This is a genomic window from Pseudomonas bharatica (assembly GCF_048586865.1).
GTDB classification, from domain to species: domain Bacteria; phylum Pseudomonadota; class Gammaproteobacteria; order Pseudomonadales; family Pseudomonadaceae; genus Aquipseudomonas; species Aquipseudomonas bharatica.
On sequence record NZ_JBMAWR010000006.1, the window covers coordinates 155152 to 172795 of the forward strand.

The following is a 17644-nucleotide window of genomic DNA, read 5'->3' on the forward strand; positions in this document are numbered from 1 at the left end:
CCATGCCTGAATTACCTGAAGTCGAGACCACTCGCCGCGGCATTGCCCCTTATCTCGAAGGCCAGCGCGTCAGCCGCGTGATCGTCCGTGACCGGCGCCTGCGCTGGCCGATCCCGGAGGACCTCGACGTGCGCCTGTCCGGGCAGCGCTTCGTCTCGGTCGAGCGACGGGCCAAGTACCTGCTGCTCAATGCCGAGGTGGGAACCTTGATCAGTCACCTGGGCATGTCCGGCAACCTGCGCCTGGTGGAAATCGGCCTGTCGGCGGCAAAGCACGAGCATGTGGATATCGAGCTGGAGTCCGGGCTGGCGCTGCGCTACACCGATCCGCGGCGTTTCGGCGCGATGCTGTGGAGCCAGTCGCCACTCGAGCATGAACTGCTGGCCAGGCTCGGGCCGGAGCCGCTGACCGACCTGTTCGAAGGGGAGCGCCTGTTCCAGATGTCGCGCGGGCGGTCGATGGCGGTCAAGCCGTTCATCATGGACAACGCGGTGGTGGTGGGCGTGGGCAATATCTATGCGACCGAAGCGCTGTTCGCGGCCGGTATCGATCCGCGGCGCGAGGCGGGGAGCATTTCCCGGGCGCGCTACCTGCGCCTGACCGTGGAAATCAAGCGCGTCCTGGCGGCGGCGATCGAGCGTGGCGGCACCACCTTGCGCGACTTTATCGGCGGCGACGGGCAGCCGGGGTATTTCCAGCAGGAGCTGTTCGTCTATGGGCGGGGCGGGGAGCCGTGCAAGGTGTGTGCTTCGACCTTGCGTGAAGTGAAGCTGGGGCAGCGGGCCAGTGTGTTTTGTCCGCGGTGCCAGAAGTAGAAATCTTCGTCGGATTCACTGGCCTCATCGCGGGTGAACCCGCTCCCACAAGGTCTTCGTGGGAGCGGGTTCACCCGCGATGAGGCCGGCAAGAGCACTGCAAGGCTCAGTGCTCCAGCACCTCTGAACTACCAACACCTCGGGGATCGCTGGCCGACTCCAGCCGCCCGTCCTGCTTGTTCCAGAACAGCACCTGCTGGTTCCCGTAGCTGCGCCCCACATCCTTCAGGTTGTATCCCCGGCCCTGCAGGTCCTGGATTTCGGCTGCCGTGAACGCTCCCGGCTCGTGCTCCACCACATCCGGCAGGTACTGGTGGTGATAACGCGGCACTGCCGGCCAGGTATTCACCGGTCGTCCGTCCAGGTATTCCAGCATCGACAGCAGCACCATGCTCGGAATCCGGCTGCCCCCTGGCGTACCGAAGGCCGCGAATTCCCTGGGGCTTTCGAGGAAGCTCGGGCTCATGCTCGACAGCGGCCGCTTGCCCGCCGCCACCGCGTTGGCCTGGCTGCCCGCCAGCCCGTAGCTGTTGCTGCCTTGGGGGTCGGCGGCGAAGTCGTCCATTTCGTTGTTCAGCACCACGCCGGTTCCTACCGGCGTAAAGGCTGCGCCAAATGGCAGGTTGACCGACAGGGTCGCGGCCACCGCATTGCCCTCGGCATCGATCACCGCGAAGTGCGTGGTGTGGTCACCCTCACGCCAGGGCGGCGCGGGCGGCAGGCTGGCGCTGGGCGTGGCGTCGTGGACATCGATACTGTCGGCCAGGGCCGTCAGGTGATGGCGCGAAAGCAGGCGCGGGACCGGGTTATCCACATGGTCCGGATCGCCGAGCAGGCCGCGATCACGGTAGGCCCGGCGCAGCACTTCCAGCACATAGTGGGCGCGCTGGATGCGGTCCGCGCTTTGCCACGGCAGGCGTTGCAGCATCGCCAGGCTCTGGGCGATGGCGACACCGCCGGCAGAGGGCGGCGGGGCGCTGATCAGCTCGCGCTGGTCGGCCAGGCGGTAGCGCAGCGGTTCGCGTTCGACGACACGGTAATCGGCCAGGTCGTCCTGGCTCCAGATGCCGCCCGATGCGTTCACTTCCTGTACCAGCTTCGCCGCCACTGGCCCGCGATAGAACCCGTCGCGGCCGTGCTCGGCCAGTCGTTGCAGGGTGGCCGCCAGCTCCGGCTGACGAATCAGCGTTCCTTGCGCAGGCACGCGGCCCTGGTCGAGAAACAGCCGCGCGGTTTCCGCGTCGTCGCGCATGGCGCCCTGGCGCATTTCGGCGCGGTCGCGGTAGATGCGATCAACGGCAAACCCCTGGTTCGCCAGGCGAATCGCCGGGGCCAGGGCATTCTTCAACGGCAGCTTGCCGTAGCGCGCCGCCAACTCGTCCAGCGCCGCCGGCAGGCCGGGAATGGCCGCGGCCAGCGGACCGTTGATCGATAGCCCGGGTTGTTCCTTGCCGTCCTTCAGGTACATGTCCGCCGTGGCCCTGCCGGGCGCGCGTTCACGGGCGTCGATAAAGCGATAGGCGGCTGGATTGCCGGGCTGGCGCAGCAGGAAGAAACCACCGCCGCCAAGGCCCGAACCGTAGGGCTCGACCACGGCCAGCGCAGCGCTGATGGCAATCGCCGCGTCGAAGGCATTGCCGCCTTGCTCGAGGATTTCCCGCGCCGCAGCGGTCGCGGCAGGATGGGGCGTGGCCAGCGCCGCGCGACCTGGCCCATCGGCCAGGGCCGCGACGCTGCATAGCGCCAGGCCGGCGCCAAGAACCAGGTTACGCAGCGCGGCGGCGCCGGTCATCAGGCCTTGCCGGTGATACGGCGGTACTTGGCCATCAGCTCTTCTTCGGTTTCCGGATGGGCTTCATCGAGGGGAATACAGTCCACCGGGCAGACCTGCTGGCACTGGGGTTCGTCATAGTGGCCGACGCATTGGGTGCACAGGTTCGGGTCGATCACGTAGATCTCTTCGCCTTGGGAGATGGCGGCGTTCGGGCACTCGGGTTCGCAGACGTCGCAGTTGATGCAATCGTCGGTGATGATCAGGGACATGGGTACTCCGGCCAGGTTGTCAGGCCCTGGCAATTGAAAACCAATGGGCGCGATTGTGCCGTATTAGCGCCGATCTTGCACGCGGGCAGCGGTTTTCCTGGCCGGATGAGATTACTTCTTGAAACGCTCGGTCAGCGCGTCGGCCACCGCGGGGTGGACGAACTTGCTGATATCGCCGCCCAGTGCCGCGATCTCGCGGACCAGGGTCGAGGAGATGAACGAATAACGTTCCGACGGGGTGAGGAACAGGCTCTCGACGTCGGGCGCCAGTTGCCGGTTCATGTTCGCCAGCTGGAATTCGTACTCGAAGTCGGACACCGCGCGCAGGCCGCGCAGGAACACGTTGGCCTGCTGCTCCTTGGCGAAGTGCGCCAGCAAGGTGGAGAAGCCGAGGACTTCGACGTTGGGCAGGTGCCTGGTCACTTCACGCGCCAGTTCGACCCGTTGTTCAAGGGGGAACAGCGGATTCTTCTTGGGGCTGGCGGCGACCGCGATGATCACATGATCGAACAGACGCGAGGCGCGTTCGACCAGATCGCCATGGCCCTTGGTAATAGGGTCGAAAGTACCCGGGTACAACACTCGGTTCATCGCGTCGTCCTGGCAGGAGTGCGTTAGGGACTCGGATGGTAGCGCAGCCGATACGCCCGGGCCAAGTCGCCATCATCGGCCAAAGGCACTATGGACAAGGCCGCCGGTTGGGGTTGCGAGGCGTTCGCCAAGCAACTGGCTGAGGCGCGCGGCGATGGCGTACACCGACAATTGCGGGTTGGCACCGATGCTGGTGGGGAACAGCGAGCCGTCGTGGATCGACAGGTTTTCCAGCTGGTGATGGCGGCCCAGGCTGTCGCAGACGCTCTGGGCCGGGTCCTTGCCCATGGCACAACCGCCCATCACGTGGGCGCTGCCGAGGCGGGTGAGGAAGAGCTGCAGATCGAGGCCCTCGATCATTGCCCTGGCCTCGGCCAGGTTGTGCGCGGGTCGACTGGCCGCGTGCAGCGGCTGCACGCTTTCGGCGCCGGCTGCGAACTGGATTTCGGCCATGCTGTGGAAGGCCCGGCGCACCCCGTCCCAGGCGTAGGGCGAAACCGAATAGTCCAGCACCGGCGAGCCATCGCTGCGCAGCTCCACGCTGCCGCCGACGCTCTGCGGGTGAAAACCGTCGCGCAGCAGGGCCAGCATCACATGGGTATTGGGCAGGTCGGCCATGCGCAGGGCGTTGTCCTCGCCGAACCCGCCGAGCAGGGTCGCGGCCAGGGCCGGGTGCAGGGGCGGGACTTCCAGCTTGTAGCCCATCGGCCCGTCGATGCCGTTGCGCCATTGGAAATGATCGCTGTAGATCGACTGCGGTGCGCCGTAGAACGGGTTCACCGGCTCGGCAAAGCGCGCGGCGCTGAAATTGACCAAGTGCAGGAAGGTGCGCTTGCCGAGAAGCCGGTGCGGGTCCGGCGCTTTGGAACGCAGGAGCAGCGCCGGGCTGTTGATGCCACCGCCGGCCAGCACGTAGTGGCGGGCGCGGACGCGGATGTGCCGGCCGGTCGGCGCCACGCATTGCGGGTCCATGGCCACGCAGTGCAACGCCTTGATCCTGCCACCGTCGTGCTCCAGGTGTTCGGCGCGGGCCAGGTAGAGCAGTTCTGCACCCTCTTCGAGTGCCGCCGGAATGCTGGTGACCAGCATCGACTGCTTGGCATTCACCGGGCAGCCCATGCCGCAATAACCCAGGTTCCAGCAGCCGCGGACATTGCGCGGGATCACCTTCCAGTCCAGGCCCAGCGCCGCACACCCCCGGCGCAGCACGTCGTTGTTGGCATTGGGCGGCATCTGCCAGGGCGCGATGCCGAGGCGCCGCTCCATGCGCTCGAACCAGGGGGCGAGATCGTCCACGCCATGGCCTTCGACCCCATGTGCGCTGGCCCAGTGGCGCAGGGTCGGCTCCGGTGTGCGGAAGCTGGAGGTCCAGTTGATCAGGGTGGTGCCGCCTACCGCGCGGCCTTGAAGGATGGTAATCGCGCCGTCCTTGCTGAGGCGGCCGATGCCTTCCTGGTAAAGGCTGGCGTAGGCCTCGTTCTCCAGCATGCGGAAGTCGCTGCTGGTTTTCAGCGGACCTTCTTCGATCAGCAGCACCCGGTAGCCGGCAGCGCTCAGTAGCTCTGCGCTGGTGGCGCCGCCGGCACCGCTGCCGATGATGGCAATGTCGGTTTCCAGGTCCAGGTGGTGATCCAGGGCCGAGGCGTCACGGGCTTTCCAGCCGCGGGCGAGGCCTTCGCGGAACGGGTCGGATACGGGCATGGTCAGGCTCTTGTTCAGATCTTCGGTGGGCCGGGGTAACCGCACGCGCCCCAGGATCCGGGCAGGCTGTACCACGCCATCAGCAGCAGTTGCAGCAGCGAGCAATAGCCCTGGCGCAGCAGGTTCAGCGAGCTGTCGCGCCAGCGCCGGAGAAAGGCTTCGACGCGCTGCGGTGTCGCTTGCTGCCATGAGCCCCAGACCCCGGTCAGTGGACCACGGGTGAGAGGCAGGGCGAGCACATCGAACAGCTGTCGGGTCAGCTTGAGCATTTCCGGCGACAGGCTGGCCAGGGCTTCGTCGAGGCGGGCGAGGACCTGCTCGAGCGGCGCTGCGGTACCTTGCAGCACCACCGGCGTGACTGCCCGCAGCATCGGCAGATCGTCGTCGCGCAGGATGCGATAGCCGGGTGCCGCCGTTCCGGGGCTGCAGCCGACCAGGCTGGCGCCGCCGAGGAACAGCGTGGCGCCAAGGCTGAACTTGAGCAGGCCGCGACGGTTCAGCGTGGCGGCCTGGTGCAGGCGTGTTGTCATTGTTGTGGGCCTGTTATGCAGCGATCAGCGAATAAAGAAACGGTACACCAGCTGTTGCAGGCGCTTGCCGTAGGGCGGGTAGATCAGCCGCGCCAGGTTCAGGCGCTGCTTGGCCAGCACGCCCTTGGCCTGGCTGAAGGTCTGGAAACCCTCGAAACCGTGGTAGTGCCCCATGCCTGACGGGCCGACGCCGCCGAACGGCAGGTCGTCCTGGGCCACATGCAGCAGGGTGTCGTTGAGGCAGGCACCGCCGGAATGGGTGTTATCCAGTACCAGGCGCTGCTCCCCGCGCTCGTAGCCGAAGTAGTACAGGGCCAGAGGGCGCGGGCGCTGGTTGACGTAGGCAATGGCATCGTCGATCTGGTCGTAGGGCACCACCGGCAGCAACGGGCCGAAGATCTCGTCCTGCATCACCTGCATGGCATCGCTGACGTTTTCCAGGACCAGCGGCGGCAAGCGCCGGTCCGCTGGGGTTTCGTCCGGGTACAGGCTGGTGATCCGCGCGCCCTGGCGGCGGGCGTCGTCGAGGTAACCCTTGAGCCGGGCCAGATGGCGCGGGCTGATGATCGCCGTGTAGTCGGGGTTGCCGGTGATCCGCGGATAAAAGCGCCGAACGGCGTCGCGGTAGGCGTCGATGAAGCCCGGGATGCGCTCGCGCGGCACCAGCACGTAGTCGGGGGCCACGCAGGTCTGCCCGGCGTTGAGGGTCTTGCCGAAGGCGATGCGTTCGGCGGCGTCGGCCAGGGGCACTGTGTTCGAGACGATGGCCGGGGACTTGCCGCCCAGCTCAAGGGTCACGGGGGTCAGGTTGGCAGCGGCGGCGCTCATCACCTTGCGGCCAATGCTGGTTGCGCCGGTGAACAGCAGATGGTCGAAGGGCAGGCGCGAGAAGGCTTCGCCCACTTCGGCCTCGCCGAGGACTACGCAGACCATGTCGGTGGGAAACACCGATTCCAGCACGGACTTGAGCACCAGGCCGGTCGCCGGGGTGGCTTCGCTGAGCTTGAGCATCACCCGGTTGCCGGCGGCGAGGGCGCCGGTCAACGGGCCGATGGCAAGGAACAGCGGGTAGTTCCACGGCACGATGACGCCGACCACGCCCAGCGGCTGGTAATGGATGCGGGCGCTGGCAGGCTGGAAGGCCAGGCCGACGGCGCGACGTACGGGTTTCATCCAGCGCGACAGGTGTTTTTCGGCGTGGGCCAGGCCGAGGACGCTGGGCATGAGTTCGGCGAGCCGGGTCTCGTCGGCGCTGCGGCCGTTGAAGTCCTGGTCGATGGCGGCGACCAGCTCGTCCTGGCGTGCGATCAGGGCCTGGCGCAGTGCCTTGAGCCACTGCCGGCGCTGGGCCAGGGGCGGCATGGGCAGGCGATTGAAGGCGGCGCGCTGTTCGTCGAACAGGGTATCGAGCCAGTCCATCTGGGACATCGGGACCTCCATGATCTGTTGTTTTGGCTAGAGCATATACTCTAATCCTGATTTTGTATGGGCTTTGAGGGCCTCATCGCTGGCAAGCCAGCTCCCACAGGGTCCGCGGTGAATCCCCCACAGATCCCATGGATGCAACCTACCGACCGACGCCGTAAGATCACCCCATCATTCAAGCTGATGAATCCGGAACCCGTGTCATGGCCCCGCGCATCAAGACCCGCGAGCGCATCGTGCAAAACAGCCTGGAGCTGTTCAACCAGCAGGGCGAACGCAGTGTCAGCACCAACCATATCGCTGCGCACATGGAGATTTCGCCGGGCAACCTGTACTACCACTTCGCCAATAAGCAGGAAATCATTGCCGAGTTGTTCAGTCAGTATGAAGAACAGGTCGAGAGCTTCCTGCATCCGCCCAAGGGCCGCCTGGCCACGGTCGAAGACAAGCGTTTCTATTTGCAGGCGATCCTCGCGGCGATGTGGAACTACCGCTTCCTGCATCGCGACCTGGAACACCTGCTCGACAGCGACAAGGCGCTGGCCGACCGTTACCGGCGATTTTCCCAGCGCTGCCTGCTGCAGGGCCAGGCCATCTACGAGGGTTTCGTCGGCGCCGGGATCCTTGAGATGACCCCGGTGCAGATCGAGGCGCTGACGCTCAATACCTGGATCATCCTGACGTCCTGGGTGCGCTTTCTCTGCACCACCCGGGAAAATTCCGCCCACCTGAGTGAAGAAGCCATCAAGCGTGGTGTCTATCAGGTACTGGTGCTGGAGCTCGGCTATGTCACCGCCACGGCGAAGCCGGCGGTGGACGCGCTGTGCGAAGAATTCCACGTTCCGCTGCAGCAGGCGCTGGAGCAGTAGCGTGCCCTTTCAATCGATATGGAGACTGTCATGCCCCTCGCGCAACTGATTGCACCCCGGCAACTGGCGGAACGCCTTGGCGAGCCGAAGCTGGTGATTCTCGATTGTCGTTTCGCCCTGGAGGACGTTGACTACGGTCAGCGCAGCTACGCCGAGGGGCATATCGCCGGCGCGCATTTCGCCGACCTGGAGCGCGACCTCAGCGGACCGGTGGTCAAGGGTGTGACCGGGCGTCATCCGCTGCCGCAGCCCGGGCGGCTGATCGAGCGCTTCCAGCAGTGGGGCATCAGCAATGACAGCGACGTGGTGCTGTACGACGACGGCCCCGGAGCCTTCGCCGCCCGCGCCTGGTGGCTGCTGGCCTGGCTTGGCAAACGCAACGGCGTATCTATCCTCGATGGCGGGCTGAAGGCCTGGCACGCGGCGGGCCTGCCGTTGAGCCTGGATCCGGCGGAGCGCCACGAAGGCACCTTCAGCGGCAAGCCCGATCCGAAGCTGCTGGTCAGTGCCCAGCAATTGCGCGAGCGCCTGGGCGACCCGGCCCTGACCCTGCTCGATGCCCGCGCCCTGCCGCGCTTCCGTGGCGAAGTGGAACCGATCGACCCGGTGGCGGGGCATATTCCGGGTGCGCAATGCGCGGCTTTCACCGACAACCTCGGCAACGACGGGCGCTTCCTCCCGCCCGACCAGCTCAAGGCGCGTTTCGCCGCAATGCTGGGGTCGCGCAAGCCGGAAGAACTGGTGGCCTATTGCGGTTCCGGCGTCACCGCCTGCCATAACCTGTTTGCCCTGAGCCTCGCCGGCTACCCGCTGGCACCGCTGTACGCCGGCTCCTGGAGCGAATGGATCACCGACCCGCAGCGCCAGGTCGCTACCGGCGACTGATCAGCCCAGTTGCGCCAGCCACTCGGGAATCCGCCGTTCCAGGTAGTACCCCGGCTGGCGCAGGCTGCCATCGACGAATCCGACATGACCACCGTGGCTATGCAGCTCCAGGGTGGTGGTGCGCGCCAGCTCACTGGCCTCGGGCAGGCTGTGGCGGAACACGAAGGGGTCGTCGCTGGACTGGATGATCAGCGTCGGCGTGCGGTTTTCGCCCAGGTAATAGCGGCTGGACGAGCGCTTGTAGTAGTCGTGGGCATCGCTGAAACCGTTGAGCGGCGCGGTGATGCGCCCGTCGAAGTCCCAGAAGGTACGCATGTTGGTCAGCGGACCGAGGCGGGACAAGGCTTCCAGGCCTTCGTGATGGCCGCGATGGAGGAAGTCGCGTTCCTTGGTCTTCACATAGCTGATCATTTCGCGGATGAAGTGCCGCTGGTAGACCCGGGAAAAGCCCAGGCTGATGCGGTCGGCGCACTGGTCGAGGCGAAACGGCACCGACACTGCCACGGCGCCTTGCAACTGGCTGGCCGAGCCGGCTTCGCCCAGGTGCTTGAGCAGCACATTGCCGCCCAGCGAATAACCCACCGCGTACAACGGCGCCGAGGGCCGTTGCGCGCGCAAATGGGCGATCACCTCGGCCAGGTCCTCGCTGGCGCCGGAGTGATAACTGCGGGCGAGCAGGTTCGGTTCGCCCGAGCAGCCGCGCCAGTTCACCGCCACGCTGGCCCAGCCTTGCGCCTGCAAGGCGTGCTGCAAGCCAAGCACGTAATGGGAGGACGACGACCCGGTCAGTCCGTGCAATACCAGCACCAGCGGCGCATCGGCGCGATGCGGGCCGCCCCAGTCCAGGTCGAGGAAGTCGCCATCGGCCAGCCACAGGCGCTCGCGCTGGTGAGCCAGGGGCAACGATTTGCGCCACAGAGGCCCCCAGAGGGTTTGCAGGTGAGGATTGCGCAGGCCCGTTGCGGGCGTGAAGGAAGACGTGGACATAGGACATCACTCGGAAAAACGCGGCAGCTCTGTCAACCAGTGTATGTGCTGGTTGCAGCAGCTGCCGCGCCGTATGACGGACAGATGACGATTAGCCGCGTTCCCACAGTGCGTAATGCACCTGGCCGGCTTTCTTTTCCCGGTGCAGGCGCCAGCTCCCCGGCAGGGCCAGAGACGATGGCGCGGCCTCGCTTTCGGTGTAGATCCACGCGTGATCAGCCAGCCAGCCGCCGTTTTCCAGCAACTCGCAGGTTTTCGGCAGCAAATCCTGATGGAACGGCGGGTCGAGGAAGACCACGTCGAACCGCTGCTTCGCCTCGCCCTGCAGATAGCGCAGGACATCGCTCTGCACCACCTGCCCGCGCGGACAGCGAAGGATTTCCAGGTTGTTCTTCAGGCTGGCGATGGCTGCCGGGTTGCTGTCCACGGCCACGGCGTCGCCGGCACCGCGGGACAGCGCTTCCAGGTACAGGGCGCCGGCACCGGTAAAGGCATCCAGCACCTTGGCCCCTTCGATATGGGGCGCAAGCCAGTTGAACAGGGTTTCCCGCACCCGGTCCGGCGTCGGGCGCAGGCCGGGGGCGTCGGGGAAGCTCAGGCGACGGCTGCGCCATTCGCCGGCGATGATGCGCAACTGGCCTTGGCCCGCGTGCGGCTTGGATGGACTGGCCATTAATGCTCCGGTACGCCGAGCGGCTGCTCGGCGGGTTTGGCGAGGGGGGGTGGCAGCGGTTGCTGCGGCACCTTCGGCCCTGCTGTAACGATAACCAGCTTGTCCGCGGACAGGTGGCGATTCAGCGCATCCCGGACCTGCTCGACGGTCAGTTCCTGGGATTGGCGCATGTAGTCTTCAAGGTAGGTCAGCGGCAGGTTGTAGAAGCCGATGGCGCCCAATTGCCCGACGATGCTTGCGTTGCTGGCGTTGGACAGCGGGAAGCTGCCGGCCAGCTCGCGCTTGGCGTCGTCCAGCTCCTGCTGGGTCGGCCCGGTCTTGAGGTAATCGCGCAGCAGGTCCTGGACCAGCTTCAGGGTGCCTTCGCTCAGCTCGGCACGGGTCTGCAGGTTGATCATGAACGGCCCGCGCGCCTGCATCGGCACGAAGGTGGAGTAGACGCCATAGGTCAGGCCGCGTTTCTCGCGGACTTCGCTCATCAGCCGGGTGCCGAACGAACCGCCACCGAGGATCTGGTTGCCCAGGGACAGCGCGGCGTAGTCTGGATCGTTGCGGTCGATGCCCAGTTGCGCCAGCAGCAGGTGGGTCTGCTTGGACGGGAAGTCGATATGGCTCGGGCCGGCCTTGGGTTCCACCGGCTGCTCGACCTTGGCCAGCGCCGGGCCTTTCGGCAGGGCGGCGGAAACCTGGGCGGCGATGGCTTCGGCGTCCTTGCGGCTGAGGTCGCCGACCAGGGCGATCACCGTGTTGCCGGCGGCATAGGCCTTGGCGTGGAAGGCGCGCAACTGGTCCACGGTGATCGGCGGGATGCTCTCGGCGGTGCCGTCGGCCGGATGCCCGTAGGGATGCTTGCCGTACAGCCGCTCGAACAGTTGCAGGCTGGCCAGCTTGCCGGGGTTCTGCTTCTGGTATTCGAAGCCGGCGAGGATCTGGTTCTTGATCCGGGCCATGGCATCGGCGGGGAAGGTCGGTTTGCCGACCACTTCGGCGAACAGCTTGAGCGCCGGCTCGCGCTTGTCGGCAACGCTCAGGCTGCGCAGCGAGGCTACCGCCATGTCACGGTAGGCGCCGTTGCCGAAGTCCGCGCCCAGGCCTTCGAAGCCTTCGGCGATGGCATTGACGTCCTTGCCGGCCACGCCTTCGTTGAGCATGGCGTTGGTCAGCGAGGCGATGCCTGGCAGGTTGCCGTCATGGCTGCTGCCGGCGGCGAAGGTCAGGCGCAGGTCGAACATCGGCAGCTCGTGGGCCTCGACGAAGAGCACGCGGGCGCCTTCGGCGGTGTTCCAGGTCTGGATGTCCAGGGTGCGGTGCGTGGGTGGCGCCTTGCCCTCCAGTTCCGCGACGGATTGCAGGGTGTTGGCGGGCTTGGTATCAGCGGCCTGCACCGGAGCCATGAGGGCAAAGGCCAGGGCGGTGGCGGCGAACAAGCGGATGGTCGGCTGGATCATTTCGCCGGCTCCTCGGGCAGTACATGGGCAACGCTCAGGCGTTCGCGGGTGAAGTAGGTGCGGGCGGCGGCCTGGATATCCGCCGGGGTCACGCTCTTCAGCTCGTCCAGTTCGTTGTCGATCAGCTTCCACGACAGGCCGACGGTCTCCAGCTGGCCGATGGTGGTGGCCTGGCTGCTGATGGAGTCGCGGTCGTAGACCAGGCCGGCGATGACCTGGGCGCGCACGCGTTCCAGTTCCTCGGCGCTGGGCGGGTTGGTCTTGAGCTCGTCCAGCAGTTTCCAGATACCCGCCTCGACCTCGGCCAGGGTCTTTTTCTTCTGGGTGTTCGGCGTCGCCGAAAGGACGAACAGGCTGTCGCCGCGGGCGAACGGGTCGTAGCGGCTGGAGGCGCCGGCCACCAGTTCTTCGCCGCGCTCCAGGCGGCTGGCCATGCGCGCGCTGTAGCCGCCGTCGAGCAGGGCGGAGATCAGGCGCAGGGCGTGGACTTCACGCGGGTTCTTCGCAGTGGCCAGGCCCGGTACGTTGAAGCCGAAGATCAAGCTCGGCAACTGGGTGCGGACATGCACGGTGAGCTGGCGCAAGCCGGGCTCGGCCAGTTCCAGCGGCAATTTGCTCGGCGGCAGGCTGCGTTTCGGGATCTTCGCGAACCAGCGCTCGGCCAGCTTGCGCACTTCATCCACGGTGACGTCGCCGACCACCACCAGGGTGGCGTTGTTCGGCGCGTACCAGGACTCGTACCAATGGCGCAGTTCCTCGACCTTCATGCGCTGCAGGTCGGCCATCCAGCCGATGGTCGGGGTGTGGTAGCCGCTGGCCGGATAGGCCATGGCCTTGAACAGTTCGTAGGCCTTGGCCCCCGGATTGTCGTCGGTGCGCAGGCGACGCTCTTCCTTGATCACCTCGATTTCGCGGCTGAACTCGTCGGCCGGCAGGCGCAGGCTGGCCATGCGGTCGGCCTCCAGTTCCAGGGCGACGTTCAGGCGGTCGCGGGCCAGCACCTGGTAATAGGCGGTGTAATCGTCGCTGGTGAAGGCGTTTTCCTCGGCGCCGAGGTCGCGCAGGATGCGCGAGGCTTCGCCCGGGCCGAGCTTCTCGCTGCCCTTGAACATCATGTGTTCCAGGGCGTGGGACAGGCCGGTCTGGCCCGGGGTCTCGTAGCTGGAACCCACCTTGTACCAGACCTGCGACACCACCACCGGGGCGCGGTGGTCTTCGCGTACGACCACCTTGAGGCCGTTGTCGAGGATGAATTCATGGGTGGGTTGCGGGTCGGCGGCGAAGGCCGCGAGGGGCATGCAGATCGTGCCGAGCAGCAGGCCGGCGGCACGGCGGGCTAGAGCATTCATCGATGATTCAACCTGTTGGGCTGCCCGCTTGGCCTTAGCGTCGGCGGGCTAGGAGGTGCTAGGATACTGATCCGGTTGCCTGGCGACCATGCCTGTCGAGGATGTCGCCGCAAAGGCTCCCCCGACAAAATAGACGACGCGCACGAACGAGCCGGCTTCAAAGGAGTCTGTTCTGCGTTACAAAAGAATTCTGAGGCGCCGCACTGGCGCATCGCCACCCTGAGATAGCCGTCTTCCATGTTTGGTTCCAACGACGACAAGAAAACGCCGGGCGCCCCCGGTGAAAAGAAAGGCCTGTTCGGCTGGCTGCGCAAGAAGCCCCAGCAACCTGTTGTCGAACAGCCTGAAACCCAGGCCCCTGACGCTCCCGAACCTGCTCCGGCAGCGATCGCGGAGGTGCCGGTCGCGGCTGCGCCGGTGGTCGCTCCCGAGCCTGTCGCGCCGGCGATTGTCGAGCCGCCTGTTGCACCGCCTCCCGTGCCGGAGTCCAGCCTGGTCCTGCCGGTGCCGGAAGAGCCGGTAGCGCTGGTGCCTGACCTGGAGCCGACACCCCCGCCGCCGATTCCCGAACTGCCCGCCGTCGCTGCCCAGCCTGCGCCGCAACCCGCTCCCGCAGTGGTTCCGCCGCCCGCTCCCGTGGTTGCTCCAGCGCCCGCACCGCTCGCTCCGGTGGTCGTGGCCGAGCCTGAACCGGTCGTCGCTGCGCCTGTGGTGGCGCCTGCTGCTGCAGAAGAAACCCGTACCGGCTTCTTCGCCCGCCTCAAGCAAGGCCTGTCGAAGACCAGCGCCAGCATCGGCGAAGGCATGGCCAGCCTGTTCCTCGGCAAGAAGGCCATCGACGACGACCTGCTCGACGAAATCGAAACCCGCCTGCTGACCGCCGACGTCGGTGTCGAAGCTACTTCGCTGATCGTGCAGAACCTCACCCAGAAGGTCGCGCGCAAGCAACTGGCCGACGCCGACGCCCTGTACAAGTCGCTGCAGGCCGAGCTGGCGGCACTGCTCAAGCCAGTCGAACAGCCGCTGCGCATCGAATCGCAAAACAAGCCGTTCGTGATCCTGGTGGTCGGCGTCAACGGTGCCGGCAAGACCACGACCATCGGCAAGCTGGCGAAGAAGCTCCAGCTCGAAGGCAAGAAGGTCATGCTGGCCGCCGGCGACACCTTCCGCGCCGCAGCGGTGGAGCAGTTGCAGGTGTGGGGCGAGCGCAACCATATCCCGGTCATCGCCCAGCACACCGGTGCCGACTCGGCCTCGGTGATCTTCGATGCCGTGCAGGCCGCCAAGGCCCGTGGCATCGACGTGCTGATCGCCGACACTGCCGGGCGCCTGCATACCAAGGACAACCTGATGGAAGAGCTGAAGAAGGTCCGTCGGGTCATCGGCAAGCTCGATGCCGATGCGCCGCACGAGGTCCTGCTGGTGCTCGACGCCGGTACCGGCCAGAACGCCATCAACCAGGCCAAGCACTTCAACCAGAGCGTCGAACTGACGGGCCTGGCCCTGACCAAGCTGGACGGCACCGCCAAGGGCGGGGTGATCTTCGCCCTGGCCAAGCAGTTCGGCCTGCCCATTCGCTATATTGGCGTAGGGGAAGGGATCGACGATCTGCGTCCGTTCGAGGCGGAACCCTTCGTTAAAGCACTGTTTGCCGAGCAGGAGCATCCATGATTCGATTCGAACAGGTCGCCAAACGCTATCCGAATGGTCACGTTGGCCTGCATGAGTTGAGTTTTCGGGTGCGGCGGGGCGAGTTTCTGTTCGTGACCGGTCACTCCGGCGCCGGCAAGAGCACCCTGTTGCGCCTGTTGCTGGCGATGGAGCGTCCGACCAGCGGCAAGCTGCTGTTGGCCGGACAGGACCTGGGGCAGATCAGCACTGCGCAGATCCCGTTCCTGCGCCGCCAGATCGGCGTGGTCTTCCAGAACCACCAATTGCTGTTCGATCGCACCGTGTTCAACAACGTCGCCTTGCCGTTGCAGATCCTCGGCCTGTCCAAGGTCGAGATCGCCAAGCGGGTCGATTCGGCGCTCGAGCGCGTGGCGCTTTCGGACAAGGCCGAGCTGTTCCCCGGCGATCTTTCCACCGGCCAGCAGCAGCGCGTCGGCATCGCCCGCGCCATCGTGCACCGTCCGGCCCTGCTGCTGGCGGACGAACCTACCGGTAACCTCGATCCGCGCCTGGCCGCGGAGATCATGGGTGTTTTCGAAGATATCAACCGCCTGGGCACCAGCGTGCTGATCGCCAGCCACGACCTGGCCCTGATCGCGCGCATGCGTCACCGCATGCTGACGCTGCAGCGCGGCCGCCTGATCGGCGATGGGGAGGCCGGGCAATGAGTGCGACACGCAGTCCGAAAGTATCCGAACGGGTGGCGCCGAAGCCGGCTGATCCGCAGCCGAAGAAAAAGAAGGGCGCCGAGGACGACGACGGCCCGGATTTCCGCACCCTGCTGCACGCCTGGCTGGAAAGCCATCGCTCCAGCCTGCTGGACAGTCTGCGCCGCCTTGGCAAGCAGCCGATCGGCAGTTTCTTCACCTGCCTGGTCATGGCGGTGGCGTTGAGCCTGCCCATGGGCCTGTCGTTGATCCTCAGCAATATCGAACGGCTCGGCGGGTCCTGGCAACGCGCGGCACAGATTTCCCTGTACCTCAAGCTGGATACCAGCGTGCGCGACGGTGAAGCGCTGCGCGAGCAGATCAGGACACTGCCCGGGGTGGCGGATGCCGAATACGTCAGCCGCGAACAGGCGCTGAACGAGTTCCAGCAGCAGTCCGGCCTCGGCGAAGCCTTGCGCGAGCTGCCGGAAAACCCGCTGCCGGGTGTGGTGGTGGTGACGCCGAACGAGGTCGACAAGCCGGCGCTGGACGCACTGCGTCAACGTCTGGCCGAGCTGCCCCATGTGGAGCTGGCCCAGCTCGACCTGGTCTGGGTCGAGCGCCTGGCGGCGATTCTCAAGCTGGGCGACCGTTTCGTCTTCGGCCTGACCGTATTGCTGGTGTCGGCGCTGTTGCTGGTGATCGGCAATACCATTCGCCTGCATATCGAGAACCGCCGTACGGAAATCGAAGTCATCAAGCTGGTCGGCGGCACCGACAGCTACGTTCGCCGCCCCTTCCTTTATATGGGGGCGCTGTATGGCCTGGGGGCGGGGATCCTGTCCTGGGGAGTACTGGCATTCGGGTTGAACTGGCTGAATGACGCGGTGGTCGACCTTTCAGGGCTGTATGGCAGCGACTTCGCCCTGGCCGGTGTGCCCTCGGCCGATGGTCTGTCGCTCTTGCTTGGGGCGGTGCTGTTAGGGTATATCGGTGCATGGATCGCGGTGGCTCGCCACCTGAGTGAGCTGGCCCCGCGATAGTGTCTTTTTGCCGGCATTGACTATACAAGTGAGGGAACTTGTCTCGCGGTTCCCGGTCAATGATGGCAGTGCCTACGGGCACGAGTTCAGTGAGTCGGAGGTTTTTTCGTATGACCACTTCTTTGCAACCTGCTTATGCGCTGGTCCCGGGTGCAAACCTCGAGGCCTACGTGCACACGGTGAACAGCATTCCATTGCTGACCGCCGAGCAGGAGCGTGAACTGGCCGAGAGTCTCTACTATGAGCAAAATCTTGAGTCCGCTCGGCAAATGGTGCTCGCGCACCTGCGCTTCGTAGTACATATCGCCCGCAGCTACGCCGGCTACGGGCTGGCCCAGGCCGACCTGATCCAGGAAGGCAACGTCGGGCTGATGAAGGCGGTCAAGCGCTTCAACCCGGAAATGGGCGTGCGTCTGGTGTCCTTCGCGGTGCACTGGATCAAGGCCGAGATCCACGAATTCATCCTGCGCAACTGGCGCATCGTCAAGGTTGCGACCACCAAGGCCCAGCGCAAGCTGTTCTTCAACCTGCGCAGCCAGAAAAAGCGTCTGGCCTGGCTGAACAACGACGAAGTGCATCGCGTCGCTGAAAGCCTGGGTGTGGAGCCGCGTGAAGTCCGCGAAATGGAAAGTCGCCTGACCGGCCAGGACATGGCCTTCGACCCGGCGTCCGAAGCCGACGACGACAGCGCCTTCCAGTCGCCGGCCAACTATCTGGAAGACCATCGCTACGACCCGGCTCGCCAACTGGAAGATGCCGACTGGAGCGACAGCTCGTCGAACAACCTGCATGAAGCCCTGCAAGGCCTGGACGAGCGCAGCCGCGATATTCTCTACCAGCGTTGGCTGGCAGAGGAAAAGGCCACCCTGCATGACCTGGCGGCCAAGTACAGCGTCTCCGCGGAACGTATCCGCCAGCTGGAGAAGAACGCGATGAACAAGGTGAAGGCCTTGATCGCTGCTTGACG

General features: G+C 65.7%; 17 protein-coding genes. 7 read left to right on the top strand and 10 right to left on the bottom strand.

Features of this window, described 5'->3' with window-relative positions:
* The first annotated feature begins 2 nt into the window (after positions 1–2).
* A complete protein-coding gene (gene mutM, locus ACKLLE_RS10010; protein ID WP_420057813.1) occupies positions 3–815 on the top strand; it encodes a bifunctional DNA-formamidopyrimidine glycosylase/DNA-(apurinic or apyrimidinic site) lyase in 813 nt (270 codons plus the stop codon).
* A gap of 106 nt (positions 816–921) precedes the next feature.
* On the opposite strand, the gene ggt is transcribed toward mutM, so the two are convergent.
* The 6 genes from ggt to ACKLLE_RS10040 form a co-directional block, all read right to left on the bottom strand.
* Positions 922–2607: a gamma-glutamyltransferase gene (gene ggt / locus ACKLLE_RS10015; RefSeq protein ID WP_420057814.1), complete on the bottom strand. Its 1686-nt coding sequence runs from the start codon at positions 2605–2607 to the stop codon at positions 922–924.
* Positions 2607–2858, bottom strand: coding sequence for a YfhL family 4Fe-4S dicluster ferredoxin (locus ACKLLE_RS10020; RefSeq protein ID WP_009396754.1), 252 nt, complete (start codon positions 2856–2858; stop codon positions 2607–2609). Before ACKLLE_RS10020 ends, ggt begins: the two co-directional genes overlap by 1 nt.
* A gap of 111 nt (positions 2859–2969) precedes the next feature.
* On the bottom strand, positions 2970–3449 hold the full coding sequence (coaD, locus tag ACKLLE_RS10025; RefSeq protein WP_009396756.1) for a pantetheine-phosphate adenylyltransferase: 480 nt from the start codon (positions 3447–3449) through the stop codon (positions 2970–2972).
* 72 nt (positions 3450–3521) lie between these two features.
* Positions 3522–5150, bottom strand: a complete 1629-nt coding sequence (locus ACKLLE_RS10030; RefSeq protein WP_420057816.1) for a GMC family oxidoreductase — start codon at positions 5148–5150, stop codon at positions 3522–3524.
* Positions 5151–5164: 14 nt separating this feature from the next.
* On the bottom strand, positions 5165–5650 hold the full coding sequence (locus ACKLLE_RS10035) for a twin-arginine translocation pathway signal protein (protein ID WP_420057871.1): 486 nt from the start codon (positions 5648–5650) through the stop codon (positions 5165–5167).
* Positions 5651–5704: 54 nt separating this feature from the next.
* Positions 5705–7120, bottom strand: a complete 1416-nt coding sequence (locus ACKLLE_RS10040) for a coniferyl aldehyde dehydrogenase (protein ID WP_420057817.1) — start codon at positions 7118–7120, stop codon at positions 5705–5707.
* Positions 7121–7308: 188 nt separating this feature from the next.
* Between ACKLLE_RS10040 and ACKLLE_RS10045 the strand changes: the two genes are divergently transcribed.
* Positions 7309–7974, top strand: a complete 666-nt coding sequence (locus tag ACKLLE_RS10045; RefSeq protein WP_064301161.1) for a TetR/AcrR family transcriptional regulator — start codon at positions 7309–7311, stop codon at positions 7972–7974.
* 30 nt (positions 7975–8004) lie between these two features.
* Complete coding sequence (locus tag ACKLLE_RS10050) at positions 8005–8859, top strand: sulfurtransferase (protein ID WP_420057818.1); 855 nt, start codon at positions 8005–8007, stop codon at positions 8857–8859.
* Here the strand turns inward: ACKLLE_RS10050 and ACKLLE_RS10055 are convergent, their stop codons facing one another.
* From ACKLLE_RS10055 to ACKLLE_RS10070, 4 genes are all read right to left on the bottom strand, one after another.
* On the bottom strand, positions 8860–9846 hold the full coding sequence (locus ACKLLE_RS10055; RefSeq protein WP_420057819.1) for a hydrolase: 987 nt from the start codon (positions 9844–9846) through the stop codon (positions 8860–8862).
* A 91-nt stretch (positions 9847–9937) separates the two neighbouring features.
* Positions 9938–10519: a 16S rRNA (guanine(966)-N(2))-methyltransferase RsmD gene (gene rsmD / locus ACKLLE_RS10060; RefSeq protein WP_009396770.1), complete on the bottom strand. Its 582-nt coding sequence runs from the start codon at positions 10517–10519 to the stop codon at positions 9938–9940.
* A complete protein-coding gene (locus ACKLLE_RS10065; RefSeq protein WP_420057820.1) occupies positions 10519–11967 on the bottom strand; it encodes a M16 family metallopeptidase in 1449 nt (482 codons plus the stop codon). The genes rsmD and ACKLLE_RS10065 overlap by 1 nt, the downstream gene beginning before the upstream one ends.
* The gene (locus ACKLLE_RS10070; RefSeq protein ID WP_420057821.1) at positions 11964–13316 is read right to left on the bottom strand and encodes a M16 family metallopeptidase; all 1353 of its coding nucleotides are present in this window, start codon (positions 13314–13316) and stop codon (positions 11964–11966) included. The genes ACKLLE_RS10065 and ACKLLE_RS10070 overlap by 4 nt, the downstream gene beginning before the upstream one ends.
* A 237-nt stretch (positions 13317–13553) precedes the next feature.
* On the opposite strand from ACKLLE_RS10070, the gene ftsY reads away from it, so the two are divergent.
* From ftsY to rpoH, 4 genes are all read left to right on the top strand, one after another.
* Positions 13554–14987 (top strand): signal recognition particle-docking protein FtsY, encoded by a 1434-nt coding sequence (gene ftsY, locus ACKLLE_RS10075; RefSeq protein ID WP_420057823.1) that lies wholly within the window; start codon positions 13554–13556, stop codon positions 14985–14987.
* Positions 14984–15655 carry a cell division ATP-binding protein FtsE gene (gene ftsE, locus ACKLLE_RS10080; RefSeq protein ID WP_009396779.1) on the top strand — a complete coding sequence of 224 codons (672 nt, stop codon included), beginning with the start codon at positions 14984–14986 and terminating at the stop codon, positions 15653–15655. Before ftsY ends, ftsE begins: the two co-directional genes overlap by 4 nt.
* Entirely contained in the window at positions 15652–16677 is a 1026-nt protein-coding gene (gene ftsX, locus ACKLLE_RS10085) for a permease-like cell division protein FtsX (protein ID WP_009396781.1), read from the top strand. Before ftsE ends, ftsX begins: the two co-directional genes overlap by 4 nt.
* A gap of 110 nt (positions 16678–16787) precedes the next feature.
* A complete protein-coding gene (rpoH, locus tag ACKLLE_RS10090) occupies positions 16788–17642 on the top strand; it encodes an RNA polymerase sigma factor RpoH (RefSeq protein WP_009396783.1) in 855 nt (284 codons plus the stop codon).
* The last annotated feature ends 2 nt before the right edge of the window (positions 17643–17644 follow it).

Bases quoted from the DNA above. Each gene is read 5' to 3' on its own strand.
- ACKLLE_RS10020 (WP_009396754.1), bottom strand. From the start codon at position 2,858: ATGTCCCTGATCATCACCGACGATTGCATCAACTGCGACGTCTGCGAA.
- ftsE (WP_009396779.1), top strand. From the start codon at position 14,984: ATGATTCGATTCGAACAGGTCGCCAAACGCTATCCGAATGGTCACGTT.
- ACKLLE_RS10055 (WP_420057819.1), bottom strand. From the start codon at position 9,846: ATGTCCACGTCTTCCTTCACGCCCGCAACGGGCCTGCGCAATCCTCAC.
- rpoH (WP_009396783.1), top strand. From the start codon at position 16,788: ATGACCACTTCTTTGCAACCTGCTTATGCGCTGGTCCCGGGTGCAAAC.
- rsmD (WP_009396770.1), bottom strand. From the start codon at position 10,519: ATGGCCAGTCCATCCAAGCCGCACGCGGGCCAAGGCCAGTTGCGCATC.
- coaD (WP_009396756.1), bottom strand. From the start codon at position 3,449: ATGAACCGAGTGTTGTACCCGGGTACTTTCGACCCTATTACCAAGGGC.
- ACKLLE_RS10050 (WP_420057818.1), top strand. From the start codon at position 8,005: ATGCCCCTCGCGCAACTGATTGCACCCCGGCAACTGGCGGAACGCCTT.
- ACKLLE_RS10070 (WP_420057821.1), bottom strand. From the start codon at position 13,316: ATGAATGCTCTAGCCCGCCGTGCCGCCGGCCTGCTGCTCGGCACGATC.
- ACKLLE_RS10045 (WP_064301161.1), top strand. From the start codon at position 7,309: ATGGCCCCGCGCATCAAGACCCGCGAGCGCATCGTGCAAAACAGCCTG.
- ggt (WP_420057814.1), bottom strand. From the start codon at position 2,607: ATGACCGGCGCCGCCGCGCTGCGTAACCTGGTTCTTGGCGCCGGCCTG.
- mutM (WP_420057813.1), top strand. From the start codon at position 3: ATGCCTGAATTACCTGAAGTCGAGACCACTCGCCGCGGCATTGCCCCT.
- ACKLLE_RS10065 (WP_420057820.1), bottom strand. From the start codon at position 11,967: ATGATCCAGCCGACCATCCGCTTGTTCGCCGCCACCGCCCTGGCCTTT.
- ACKLLE_RS10030 (WP_420057816.1), bottom strand. From the start codon at position 5,150: ATGCCCGTATCCGACCCGTTCCGCGAAGGCCTCGCCCGCGGCTGGAAA.
- ftsY (WP_420057823.1), top strand. From the start codon at position 13,554: ATGTTTGGTTCCAACGACGACAAGAAAACGCCGGGCGCCCCCGGTGAA.
- ACKLLE_RS10040 (WP_420057817.1), bottom strand. From the start codon at position 7,120: ATGGAGGTCCCGATGTCCCAGATGGACTGGCTCGATACCCTGTTCGAC.
- ftsX (WP_009396781.1), top strand. From the start codon at position 15,652: ATGAGTGCGACACGCAGTCCGAAAGTATCCGAACGGGTGGCGCCGAAG.